General features: G+C 73.7%; 9 protein-coding genes. 3 read left to right on the top strand and 6 right to left on the bottom strand.

The annotated features are described in order from the left end of the window. Positions 1–21: 21 nt before the first annotated feature. The gene (locus DFJ68_RS11190; protein ID WP_245963597.1) at positions 22–4,200 is read left to right on the top strand and encodes an AAA domain-containing protein; all 4,179 of its coding nucleotides are present in this window, start codon (positions 22–24) and stop codon (positions 4,198–4,200) included. Positions 4,201–4,271: 71 nt separating this feature from the next. Then, complete coding sequence (locus tag DFJ68_RS11185; RefSeq protein WP_121033243.1) at positions 4,272–4,661, top strand: tetratricopeptide repeat protein; 390 nt, start codon at positions 4,272–4,274, stop codon at positions 4,659–4,661. A 235-nt stretch (positions 4,662–4,896) separates the two neighbouring features. Here the strand turns inward: DFJ68_RS11185 and mscL are convergent, their stop codons facing one another. The 5 genes from mscL to DFJ68_RS11160 form a co-directional block, all read right to left on the bottom strand. Beyond that, positions 4,897–5,262: a large conductance mechanosensitive channel protein MscL gene (gene mscL, locus DFJ68_RS11180; protein ID WP_121033240.1), complete on the bottom strand. Its 366-nt coding sequence runs from the start codon at positions 5,260–5,262 to the stop codon at positions 4,897–4,899. A gap of 69 nt (positions 5,263–5,331) precedes the next feature. Next, complete coding sequence (locus tag DFJ68_RS11175) at positions 5,332–5,925, bottom strand: SAF domain-containing protein (RefSeq protein ID WP_121033238.1); 594 nt, start codon at positions 5,923–5,925, stop codon at positions 5,332–5,334. 80 nt (positions 5,926–6,005) lie between these two features. Beyond that, positions 6,006–6,875 carry an S-methyl-5'-thioadenosine phosphorylase gene (locus DFJ68_RS11170; protein WP_121033237.1) on the bottom strand — a complete coding sequence of 290 codons (870 nt, stop codon included), beginning with the start codon at positions 6,873–6,875 and terminating at the stop codon, positions 6,006–6,008. A gap of 82 nt (positions 6,876–6,957) precedes the next feature. Further along, positions 6,958–7,392, bottom strand: coding sequence for an FmdB family zinc ribbon protein (locus DFJ68_RS11165; protein ID WP_121033235.1), 435 nt, complete (start codon positions 7,390–7,392; stop codon positions 6,958–6,960). A gap of 125 nt (positions 7,393–7,517) precedes the next feature. Beyond that, positions 7,518–9,038, bottom strand: a complete 1,521-nt coding sequence (locus tag DFJ68_RS11160) for a potassium/proton antiporter (protein ID WP_121033233.1) — start codon at positions 9,036–9,038, stop codon at positions 7,518–7,520. 89 nt (positions 9,039–9,127) lie between these two features. Between DFJ68_RS11160 and DFJ68_RS11155 the strand changes: the two genes are divergently transcribed. Further along, positions 9,128–11,722 carry a penicillin acylase family protein gene (locus DFJ68_RS11155; protein WP_121033230.1) on the top strand — a complete coding sequence of 865 codons (2,595 nt, stop codon included), beginning with the start codon at positions 9,128–9,130 and terminating at the stop codon, positions 11,720–11,722. Here DFJ68_RS11155 and DFJ68_RS11150 read toward each other — a convergent pair. Next, the gene (locus tag DFJ68_RS11150) at positions 11,708–12,331 is read right to left on the bottom strand and encodes a 5-formyltetrahydrofolate cyclo-ligase (RefSeq protein WP_121033228.1); all 624 of its coding nucleotides are present in this window, start codon (positions 12,329–12,331) and stop codon (positions 11,708–11,710) included. The genes DFJ68_RS11155 and DFJ68_RS11150 overlap by 15 nt on opposite strands. Positions 12,332–12,356: the final 25 nt, after the last annotated feature.

The following is a 12,356-nucleotide window of genomic DNA, read 5'->3' as shown; positions in this document are numbered from 1 at the left end:
CCGATTCGTTAGCCTTCACGGGTGACCGACGCATCCAGGCCCGACCCTGCCCGTGGGGGCGTGTCGGCGTCGGCAGCCCCCCTCACCACGCCCGACGCCGACCCCCGCGCCGAGCGCGTCGCCGCCGCAGTCCGGACCTGGCAGCGCACCCTCGTCGACCTCGGCGGGCGCAACACGCTGCTCTGGTACCGCGACCTGCCCTCGGGCACCCTCGACCTGACGACCGCCCACCCCGGCGGCGTCTCCAAGCTGCTCGCCGGCAAGCCGACCCGCCTGTCCGACCTCGTCCGCGAGCCGCAGGCCCTCGGCGAGGCCCGCCGTCGGGCCCGCGCCATCCGCGGCAAGGCCCTCGAGCTGCGCGAGGAGCGCGGCATCGCCGCCGGCTTCGTCGCCATCGGCATGGCGACGTGGTCGGTCCCGCGCGCGGCCCGCCCCCCGGCATCCCCGGTGCTGCTGCGCCCGTGCGTGCTGCGCCCGACGGGCGCCGCGCAGGACGACTTCGAGCTCGACCTCGGGCCGGAGGTCGAGCTCAACCCCGTGCTGCGCGAGTACCTGCGCTCCGAGCAGGGCATCGAGCTGGATGCCGAGTCGCTGGCCGAGATGGCCACGGTCGGCAACTCCTTCGACCCCTACCCGTCGTACGCCGCCCTCAAGAGGCTGTGCCAAGGCGTGCCCGACTTCGAGATCGCCCCCCGGCTCGTGCTCGGCACCTTCTCGTACGCCAAGCTGCCCATGGTCGCCGACCTCGCCCTGCAGGGCGCCACCCTGGCCGACCACGACGTCGTCGCCGCCCTCGCCGGTGACGAGTCGGCGCTCGCCGCCGTGCGACTGCGCCTGCCCGACAGCGAGCCCGACCCGGACCCCGAGCACGAGTACCTCGTGCTCGACGCCGACTCGAGCCAGCACGCCGCCATCGACGCCGTCCGCGCCGGCGCCCACCTCGTCATCAAGGGCCCGCCCGGCACCGGCAAGTCGCAGACCATCGCCAACCTCATCGCGGCCCTGGCCGCCGAGGGCAAGTCGGCCCTCTTCGTCGCCGAGAAGCGCGCCGCCATCGACGCCGTGCTCGGCCGCCTCGACCGACTCGGTCTCGGCGACCTCGTGCTCGACGCCTACGACGGCACGACGAACAAGCGGGCCGTCGCGCGACAGTTCGCGACCAGCCTGGACGCCGCGCTCGAGCACGTGGCCGCGCCCGACGACGGCGCGGTCGGCACGCTGCGCGACCGGCGTTCGCGCGTCACCCGCCACCTCACCGCGCGGCACGCCGTGCGCGAGCCGTGGGGTGTCTCGGCCCACGACGTCGAGCAGGCCATGGCCGAGCTCGCCACCCGCAAGCCGTCGCCCAGCTCACGAGTTCGGTTGCGCGGCAACGCGATCGCGTCCATCTCCCGTGCCCGCGCGGTCGAGCAAGGACGCAGACTGCGGGATGCCGCGGGGCTGGGGGCGTGGGCCCCCGACGGTGACGACCCGTGGTTCGCGGCCCGCATCACGACCCCCGACGAGGCCTCCCGCGCGCTCGACGTGACGACCCGGTACAGCACGGGTGGGCTCGACGGCATCGCCCACGAGCTCAACGGCATCCTGGCCGAGTCGCATGTCCCGCAGGCGAACTCGGTCGGCGACTGGCGGGCGGCCTTCGACACCATGCACGCCGTGCGGCACACCCTCGAGGTGTTCCGCCCCGAGGTGTTCGACATCCCGCTCAACGAGCACATCGCCGCCACCGCGACCCGTGACTGGCGGGCCAACCGCGACGTGCAGATGGGCGCGCTCTCCCGCTGGCGCATCCGTCGCCAGACGAAGCGGCTGCTGCGCCCCGGCCGCCCGCCGGCGCGCCTTCATGACGAGCTCGTGTCGGCGAGCGAGCAGCGCCAGCACTGGTTCGACCTCGTCGGCGGTGGCGGCCGACCCGAGATCTCACCGCGGCTCGACGAGGGCATCGAGGTGCTGGGCGGGCTCGTCGGCGACCTCGAGTGGCTCGGCACCCGCCTGCGCCCCGACACGGAGCGCCCGCGCCTCGTCGACCTGCCCCTCGACCGGCTGCGCGAGCGGCTGGCCGAGCTGGCCGCCCGGCCGGAGCGCATCGCCGTGCTGCCCCACGTGACCGCCGCCCTCGACGGGGTGCGCGAGGCCGGTCTCGGAGACGCCGTCGACGACCTCGCCCGCCGCGGTGTCGCGACCGACGACGTCACGTCCGAGGTCGAGTACGTGTGGTGGGCCAGCGTCGCGCAGGAGATCATGCTGCGCGACCCGGCCTACGGCAGCCACGACGGGCCCGGCCTGCGCCGGGCCGTCGACGAGTACGTCGCCGCCGACCGGGCGCACCAGATCGCCACCGTCGGCCGGGTCCGGGCCGCCGTCGCCCGCAACGTGCGCGAGGTCGTCGCCGACCACCCCGGCCAGGAGGCGCTCGTGCGCGCCGAGGCCGGCAAGGCCCGGCGCCACCGTCCGCTGCGCGACCTCATGCCGGTCGCCGCGCCGGCCCTGACGGCGATCAAGCCGTGCTGGGCGATGAGCCCGCTCGTCGTCGCCTCGACCCTGCCGCCCGGCCGTTGGTTCGACGTCGTCATCTTCGACGAGGCCTCGCAGGTGCAGCCCGCCCAGGCGGTCTCCGCCATCGCCCGTGCCCGTCAGGTCGTCGTCGCGGGCGACGAGCGCCAGCTGCCGCCGACCAACTTCTTCACCGTCGTCAGCGACGACGAGCAGGGCTCCGCCGACGAGCCCGACGTGCTCACCGACGGCTTCGAGTCGGTGCTCGACGTGCTCACCGCCGCCCTCCCGACGCGCCGGCTCACGTGGCACTACCGCAGCCGCGACGAGCGCCTCATCGCCTTCGCCAACGACGCGATGTACGACGGGGCGCTGACGACCTTCCCCGGTACGTCGCTCGACTCCGCCGTCACGTTCGAGCCCGTCGACGGGCAGGCCGACGTCGTGCAGGGACAGTCGTCGATCGAGACGACGGACGCCGAGGTCGAGCGCGTCGTGCAGCTCGTCCTCGAGCACGCGCGCACCCGCCCCGACGAGTCGCTCGGCGTCATCGCGCTCGGCCTGCGGCACGCGACGCGCCTCGACGACGCCGTCACCGCCGCTTTGCGCAGCAACCCCGACGTCGCCGACTTCTTCGACGACGCGGCGCCGGAGCGCTTCTTCGTGAAGAACCTCGAGCGCGTGCAGGGCGACGAGCGCGACGCCATCATCCTGTCCGTCGGCTACGGCAAGACCCGCCACGGCCGGGTGCTGCACCGCTTCGGCCCCCTCAACATCGAGGGCGGCGAGCGTCGCCTCAACGTCGCCGTCACCCGTGCCCGCGTGCGCATGACGGTGGTGTCCGCCCTGCGCGGCAGCGACCTCGACCCCGAGCGCCTCAAGGCCCGAGGCGCCGTCATGCTGCGCGACTTCCTCACCTACGCCGAGCGCGGGGGAGTCGACCCGGCGGCGGATGCCGGTACGCCCACCCCTGCCGGTGCGCCCGGTGCCACGGTCGACCACCTGCGTCGCGACCTCGCCCGGCGGCTGCGCCGCGAGGGCCTCACCGTCCACGAGGAGTTCGGCAGCGCCGGCCAGCGGATCGACCTCGCCGTCGAGGACCCGCACCACCGCGGCCGTGCCCTCGTCGCCGTCGAGACGGACGGTGACCGCTACGCCGCCATGCCGAGCACCCGCGACCGTGACCGCCTGCGGCCCGAGCAGCTGCAGCGGCTCGGCTGGGCCCACACCCGCGTGTGGAGCACGGACATCTTCCGCGACCCCGCCCGCGAGGTGGCCCGCATCGTCAGGCTGGTGCGCTCCACGGCGGCCGCGGCACCTGCGACGGGTCAGGCCGGCGCGGGAGCCGAACCTGCGGTCGAGTCGGAGGCGTCGACAGACGCCGCGGGACACACCGAGACGGTGGACGCCGACGCCCGGGAAGCCGACGAGGAGATCACGGCTGGACGTTCGGCCGAGGCACAGGCCGACGCCGCCGAAGCCGGCGAGCGCGACGACAGCACCGACGCCGACGACGCGGCCGGCTCGGACTCCGGTGGGCGCCGGGGTCGGCGCCGTCGGGTGTTCCGCAAGGGGACCGGCGCGGCGGCCGACGCCGAGGACTACACGGAGTCGCCCGTCGAGCGTGGGCGCGACGAGGCCCCGGCCGGCAGCGAGGGAGCCCGCGACACCTGGCTGCGGCAGCAGCGTCCGCCGCACTACGAGTAGACCGCTCCGGCCACGCCCGCCACGCCGACCGCCGGCCGGAATGCCGCGCGGGCGATCGACGTTCTGCGGCCATGACCTCGAGCACCTTCGCCCTGCGCCTGTCCCTGGCCCAGCAGCAGTTCGAGCGCGGTGAGTACCTGGCCGCCTCGCGGGCCCTCGCCGACCTCGTGAGCGAGGTCGAGCAGGAGGCCGCTGCCTCGACCGGCGGGCATTCGCTGCACCCGACCACCGACCTGCGCCTGCTGCTGGCGCGCGCCTACTTCCACTCGGCCCAGCTCGGTCGGGCCGAGGCGGTGCTGCGACGGCTCACCGACGAGTGCCCGACCGACGCCTACGCGCACCTGCTGCTCGGTCGCACCCTGTCGCGGGCCGGCCGGCACGAGGAGGCGGCGCGCCCGCTCGCCCTGGCCCAGGTGCTCGGCGACTACGAGGACAAGGACCTCCACCCCCACCGCGCCTGACCGCTCGAACCGTCGAGAGGCCACTTCCCGACACCCGAGGTCGTCCTTGACCGTCGAGTGGCCTCTTCCCGACACCCGCGATCGGGCCACGGGTCCGGTTCCGGACGGCGCTGACCGGCATCCGGGTTGGCCTTTCGGTGACGTCCATCTGGCCTCTCGACGGTGTCGCGAACGGGGCGGGGACGCGAAGAGGGGCGGGAGCCGGGTCGGCTCCCGCCCCTCTCGGGCGTTCGGGTCAGCGGGCGCGCAGCGAGTCGCGGATCTCGGTGAGCAGGGCGACCTCCTCCGAGGGGGCCTCCGTCTCCGGCTCGATGCCCTTCGCGCGGCGCTCGGCGAGCTTGTTCATCGGCACGACGACCACGAAGTACACGACCGCGGCGATGATGACGAAGCTGATGAGGGCGGTGATGAAGGCGCCGAACGGGATGCCGAGGGGCGTCCAGCCGTTGAAGTCGGGCTGGCCGCCGATCTTGCCGATCAGGCCCATGATGACGTCGACGAACGCCTTGACGACGGCCGCGAACGCGGTGCCGATGACGACGGCGACCGCGAGGTCGACGATGTTGCCTCGCATGAGGAAGTCTTTGAATCCCTTGAGCATGGTCGTGTCCTTCGTGCCGGTGGATGGTGTGGCCAGAGAAGTCACCCGGAACGGTGTGACACGGGGAGACTACTGGGACGAGGCGGGCAGACGGCGGAGGGCGACCACGAAACGGTCGCCGGCGCCGAGCGCGCTGAGGTGCGTCGCCACGCGGGCCGCCGCGTCGGACGACAGGGCGAGCGTAACCGTGGCCGGGGCCTGCTCGCCGAACGTCGGGGCGCTGGCGCCGCCACCCGCGACCGCGAGCACCACGGCGTCGTCGACCGCGCGCTCGCCCGTGCCCGTCGCCCAGAGGTCGACGTGGCTGCCGGCGGTGGCCCCGAGCGTGCTCGCCCCCTGCACCGGCAGGGTCATCGCGACGTGCCCGGCCGGCTGCCCCGCGAGCAGGTCGGCGCCGACCAGCCGCGGCGGGGTCAGCACCTCGCGGGCCTCGAGCGCCGCAGCGGTCGTGCGCCCGACGACCGACGAGGATGCCGTCATCGCCGACTCGGGGCGCAGCGCGACGGGGAGCGACACGACCTCGACGTCGTCGGCGCCGACGACCGTGCCGGCGGCCATGGCCCGGACGGCCACCACCGTCGGCGCGCCGACGACGGGCGCCCGGTCACGGGCCAGCGCGGAGAGCGTGACGAGCACGGCCGAGCCGGCGAGCAGGGCGGCCACAACCCGCCGGACCCGGGCCCGGCGGGCGCGGCGACGACGTGAGCTGGGCGCCGCCCGCCGTCGCGGGGGCCACGGCAGGCTCACGGCAACGCGAACGGCAGCTCGATGCCGTCGAGAGCCCGTCGGCACGGGCACGTCGCATCGGCGTCGGACTCGGGCTCGGGCAGGTCGCCGATGGCGTCGCGCAGGACCCCCTTGAGGCGGTCGACGTTCGCGGCGAAGACCCGCAGCACCTCGTCGTGCGAGACGGCCTCGCCGCCCTCGACCCCGGCGTCGTGATCGGTGACCATGGCGATGGTCGTGAAGCACAGGGCGAGCTCGCGCGCGATGGCGGCCTCGGGCATCGTCGTCATGCCGACGACGGACCAGCCCTGTTGCTGGTGCATGACCGACTCGGCGCGGCTGGAGAAACGCGGACCGTTGACGACCACGAGGGTTCCGCCGTCGACGGCGTCGAGGCCCGCCCGCCGCACCGAGCCGAGGGCGACGGACCGGCCGCGCGGGCAGAAGGGGTCGGCGAAACCGATGTGGACGACCGGCCCCTCCTGCTCGTAGACGGTGTGGCCGCGACCCCACGTGCGGTCGACGACCTGGTCGGGCACGACGACGGTGCCGGGCCCGTTCTCGGGTCGCAGCGACCCGACGGCGCACGGCGAGAGCACCTGCCGCACCCCGACCGCGCGCAGCGCCCAGAGGTTGGCGCGGTAGTTGACCCGGTGCGGCGCGAAGCGGTGGCCCTTGCCGTGCCGCGCGACGAAGGCCACGCGCCGGCCGTCGACCTCGCCGACGACGAGGGGGTCGCTCGGCGGGCCGAACGGGGTGTCGACCTCGACGGTGTCGTAGGTCTCGAGGAAGTCGTAGAGGCCGGAGCCGCCGATGACGCCGATGTCGGCCCGCGGACCGTCGACGGTCGGGGCGGGGGAGGACGCGGTCAGCGCAGGGTCGGCCATGCCCCCGACTCTAGGGGCGCCCCGCCGGCGACCGGCGGTCGTCGACGGGCCTGTGGACGACGGCCGTCCGGCCGTCGCGTCGTCAGGAGGATGTGGACGACGAGCCCGAGCCACCGGACGAGGAGCCCGAGCCCGATGACCCGGACGAGGACGAGGACCCCGAGGAGGACGACCCGGCACCCGTGCCCTTCGACGCCGCACCCGACGAGCCCGAGGAGCCCGAGGCGCCTGACGTGTCGCCACCGGACGAGGAGCCCGAACCCGAACCCAAGCCCTTGTCGCCCTTGTCGCCCGAGCCCTTGTCGCCCGAGCTCGAGCCCGACGGCTTCGATGCACTCGCCCGCGAGTCGGTCTTGTAGAAGCCGGAGCCCTTGAACGCGATCCCGACGGGGTGGATGACCTTGCGCAGCGTGTGCTCACCGCACTCGGGGCAGAAGGTCAGCGTGTCGTCGGTGAACGACTGACGGATGTCGAAGGCGTGCGAGCACGAGGTGCACGCGTACGAGTAGGTGGGCATCGGCGGGTCCTCGCGCGTCTGGTGCAGGGGTCGGTCACCGCGGCGGTGACGCAGGGAAGTGTACGCAGCCGCGCACGGGCGCCCGCGCCCCGGACGTCACGGCCAGCGGGCCAGCGGGCCAGCGATCACGGCCAGCCCGCCAGCCGCCCGTCCCGGCTCACGGCGCGGATGCGCTGCTCGGTGCGGTGGTGCACCTTCGACGGGGCGACGACGAGCAACCGGTCGCCGTGCCGGATCGTCGTGTGCGGCGCGGGCACGAACGACTCCCCGTCGCGCACGACGAGGGTGACGTTGGCCCCCTTCGGCAGGCGCAGCTCGAACACGGCCACCCCGTGCAGGCGCGACTGGTCGCCGACCGAGACCTGCAGGACGTCGGCCCCGATCTCGAGGAGGGTCGTGCTCTCGAGGTCGACGTCGACCGAGTGGACGTCCTCGACGAGCCCGAGCCGGCGGGCCACCCACGGCAGCGTCGGCGCCTGCACGATGGTGAAGACGACGACCAGCATGAAGACGAGGTCGAAGATCCACTCGGTGTCGGGCGTGCCGACGACGAGCGGCACGGTCGCGAGCACGACGGGCACCGCGCCGCGCAGCCCCGCCCACGACAGGAAGGCCTGGTCGCGCCACGAGAGCCCGAACCACGACGTCGACGCGATGACCGACAGCGGCCGGGCCACGAGCAGCAGCACGAGCCCGATGACGACGGCGGGCACGATCTGCTCGTCGAGGCGGAAGGGGTCGGCGAGCAGCCCGAGCAGCACGAAGAGGCCGATCTGCGCGATCCACCCCAGGGCGTTGCCGAAGCTCTGGAACGCCGTGCGGTAGGGCAGGCCCATGTTGCCGAGCACGAGCGCGGACAGGTACGTCGCGAGGAAGCCGGAGACGTGCACGGCCGTGCCGAGCGCGTAGGCCAGCACCGTGAGGGTGACGATGCCGATGGAGAACAGCGCCGACGACCCGCCCGCCGCCCGCTTGAGCAGCTGCCCGCCGACCCAGCCCACCGCGACGCCGACGAGCGCCCCGCCGACGAGCTCGAAGGCGGCGCTGCCGACGAGCAGGTACCAGGGCTCCGCCTCCGCGCCGGGCACACCCTGCGCGGCGAAGGCGACGACGAGGATCACGACCGGCGCGTCGTTGAACCCCGCCTCCGCCTCGAGCATCCCCGACAGCCGCTTCGGCAGCGGCACGTTGCGCAGCACCGCGAAGACGGCCGCCGCGTCGGTCGAGGTGACGATGGCGCCGACGAGCAGCGAGATCGTCCACGACAGCGGCAGGATCGTGTGCGCCGCGACCGCGACGACGATGACCGACACGGCGACGCCGACGGTCGAGAGCACCGCCGCGGGTGCGACGGCATCCTTGATGTTGCCCCACGACGTCGTCAGCCCGCCCTCGCTGAGGATGAGCACGAGGGCGGCGTAGCCGAGCACCCGCGTCACCGACGCGTTGTCGAACTGGATGCCGGCACCGGCGTTTCCGAGGGCGAGGCCGATCGCGAGGTAGATGAGCAGCGACGGCAGGCCCGAGCGGGTCGAGAGGCGCACGGCGGCGACGGCCACGAGCATGACCAGCGAGCCGATGAGGAGCACACGCGTGAGGTCGTCGAGGGTCATCCCCGACGACGTGATGGTCGTCAGCAGCGGCATGCCCGGCCTCCCGCGATCGCTGCGACCATCCAACCATCCGGCCCGTGCGCCGTCGCGAAGGGCCCTGCGGCATCGCCTAGTCTCGACCCGTGCCCCGCAAGAAGCTCGTCCGCCGCGTCGGCCTGTCGGCCCTCGCGTTCGTCCTCGTCGCCGTGGTGGCACTGAGCATCTTCGCGATCTCGACCGTCCGCCAGCCCTTCCCGCAGACCGGGGGCACACTCGAGGTCGAGGGGCTGAGCGGTCAGGTGCAGGTCTCGCGCGACGCCCGCGGCATCCCGACGATCTACGCCGACACCGCCACCGACCTCTTCCGGGCGCAGGGCTACGTCAGCGCCCAGGACCGCTTCTTCGAGATGGACCTGCGCCGCCACATCACCGCCGGGCGGCTGTCCGAGCTCGTCGGCGCGAGCGGCCTGCAGACCGACCGGGTCATCCGCACGATGGGCTGGCGCCGCGTCGCCGAGGCCGAGCTGCCGCGCCTCGCCCCCGAGACCCGTCAGTACCTGCAGGCGTACGCCGACGGCGTCAACGCCTACATCCGGGCCGAGGGCTCGGCCGCGAGCATGTCGCTCGAGTACCGCCTGCTCGCCACCCGCAACCCCGACTACCGGGTCGAGCCGTGGTCGCCCGTCGACTCGCTCGCGTGGCTCAAGGCGATGGCGTGGGACCTGCGCGGCGACTACGACGACGAGCTGACCCGGGCCCGCCTCTCCCGCGGTGGCCGCACCCCCGTCAGCCAGATCAACCTGCTCTACCCGCCCTACCCGTACGAGCGGAACCTGCCGATCCTGTCGTCCGACGACTGGAAGCCGCGGTCGGCCGACGCCACGTCGCAGGCCGCCGCCCCGGTGCCGGCCGTCGCGTCCGCCCTGCGCGCCCCGACGACACAGTCGGCCCTCGACCGCACCGCCTCCGCCATCGAGGCCATCCCGGCCACCTTCGGCAAGGGCGAGGACATCGGGTCGAACTCGTGGGTCGTCTCCGGCTCGCGCACGACGACGGGCAAGCCGCTGCTCGCCAACGACCCGCACCTGTCCCTCGCCATTCCGAGCATCTGGAGCCAGGTCAACCTCCAGTGCCGCACGCTCTCGACGTCGTGCCCGTTCCAGGTCTCCGGCTTCTCGTTCTCCGGGCTGCCGGGCGTCGTCATCGGCCACAACCAGAAGGTCGCCTGGGGCTTCACCAACCTCGGCCCCGACGTCACCGACTTCTACCTCGAGCAGGTCACCGGCGACACGTACCTGCGCGACGGCCAGCAGGTGCCGCTGCAGTCGCGCACCGAGACGATCAAGGTCGCCGGCGGCGCCGACGTGCCGATCACCGTCCGTTCGACGGTGCACGGGCCGATCCTCTCGGATGCCGTCCCCTCCGTGGAGGAGGCCGGTGACCGGGTCGTCGTGCGCGGGGCCCCGCAGAGCAGCAGCTTCGCCGTCTCGCTCGCGTGGACCGCCCTGACCCCCGGCACGACCGCCGACGCCATCTTCGCGATGGACCGGGCCACGAGCTGGCAGGAGTTCCGCTCCGCCGCCGAGCTGTTCGCGGTGCCGTCGCAGAACCTCGTCTACGCCGACACCGACGGCCACATCGGCTACCAGGCGCCGGGCGTCATCCCCGTCCGCCGCTCGGCCACCTCGGGTGCGCCCCCCGGCTACTGGCCCTCGCCCGGCTGGGACAGCCAGTGGGACTGGCGCGGCACCGTCCCCTTCGACGAGATGCCGTACGCCTACGACCCGCCCGAGGGCTACATCGTCACGGCCAACCAGGCCGTCACGGCGGCCGACGAGCCGTTCCTCACGACCGAGTGGGATGCCGGTTTCCGCGCCCAGCGCATCCGTGAGCTCATCAACGGGGCGGGCAAGGTCTCGCCGCAGAAGATGAGCGACATCCAGGGCGACGTGCGCAACACCTTCGCGCCGATGCTGAGCGAGCGGCTGCTGCAGGTGCAGGTCGACGACTTCACCGCCCAGGCGCAGCTGCTGCTGCGCGACTGGGACGGCAGCCAGCCGAGCGGCACGGGCCGCGACTCGGCCTCGGCCGCCTACTACAACGCGGTGTGGAAGCACCTGCTCGAGTACACGTTCGACGAGCTGCCCAACGACATCGCGCCCAACGGCGGCAGCCGCTGGATGGTCGTCATGGAGCAGCTGCTCAAGGACCCAGACAACGACTGGTGGGACGACCGGACCACCCCGGGCGTCGTCGAGGGCTCGGGCGAGATCCTCAAGCGGGCCCTCGTCGAGGCGCGCCTCGACCTGGCCCGCGAGCTCGGCAAGGTGCCGGCGACGTGGCGCTGGGGCCGGCTGCACCAGCTCGAGCTCACGCACCAGGTCATGGGCGACCCGTCGCTGCCGGAGGTCGTCCGCAGCATCTTCGACCGCGGCGGCATCGAGCTCGGCGGCGGCAGCTCGATCGTCAACGCCAACGGCTGGGATGCCGCGGAGCCCGGTTACGCCGTCACCTCGGGTCCGTCGATGCGCATGGTCGTCGACCTGTCCGACCTCGATGCCTCCCGCTGGGTCAACTCCACGGGCCAGTCGGGGCACGCCTACAACGCGCACTACGCCGACCAGATCAACGCGTGGGTCGCGAACGAGCCGTTCCCGTGGCCGTTCAGCCGTCAGGCGGTGAGCGACGCCTCGGACGTCGAGCTGACGCTCACGCCGCCGGGGTCACCCGCCGGCTGAGGACGCCCGACCGACCTCCCCGGTCGTCGTGACCCAGCCGTCGACGGGGACGTCGTGCGGCTCGCGGGGCAGGGGCGTCGGGCTCAGCTCGCCGTCGTGCACGAGGGCGATGACGGGGGCCGCGGGGTCGCGGTGCGCGAGCGCCCGGTCGTAGCAGCCGCCGCCCTGCCCGAGCCGTGACCCGTGGGCGTCGACGGCCAGGGCCGGCACGACGACGAGGTCGCACCGGGCGAGGGCGTCGGGGCCGAGCAGGGTGAGACCCTCGGCCGTCTGCTCGCGGGTCGTCCTCGAGGTCGTCGCCCGGTCGGCCACCGTGCCGACGCGGGCCGGGGTCCAGTCGAGTGACCAGTCGTCGAGGGTCACCGGCACGAGCACGGTGTGACCGGCCTCGACGAGCCGTCGCACGAGCTCACCGGTCGGGGGCTCGTCCGGCAGGGACTCGTACACGGCGACCGTCGCGGGCCCGGCATCCGGTGGGACGAAGCCGAGCACGGCGCTCGCGAGGGCTGCCCCGGCGGCCTCGCGACGGGCCGGTGTGAGGGCCGCCACACGCTCCCGACGCTCTCGCCGGAGGACGTGACGCAGATCACCCTTGTCAAGGGCGCTCATCCGTGCTTCATTCTGCGGTTTCCCA

Source organism: Terracoccus luteus (assembly GCF_003635045.1).
In the GTDB taxonomy this organism is placed as follows: domain Bacteria; phylum Actinomycetota; class Actinomycetes; order Actinomycetales; family Dermatophilaceae; genus Terracoccus; species Terracoccus luteus.
The sequence above is the reverse complement of the archived record's forward strand: the minus strand, read 5'-3'. Positions and strand labels throughout refer to the sequence as shown.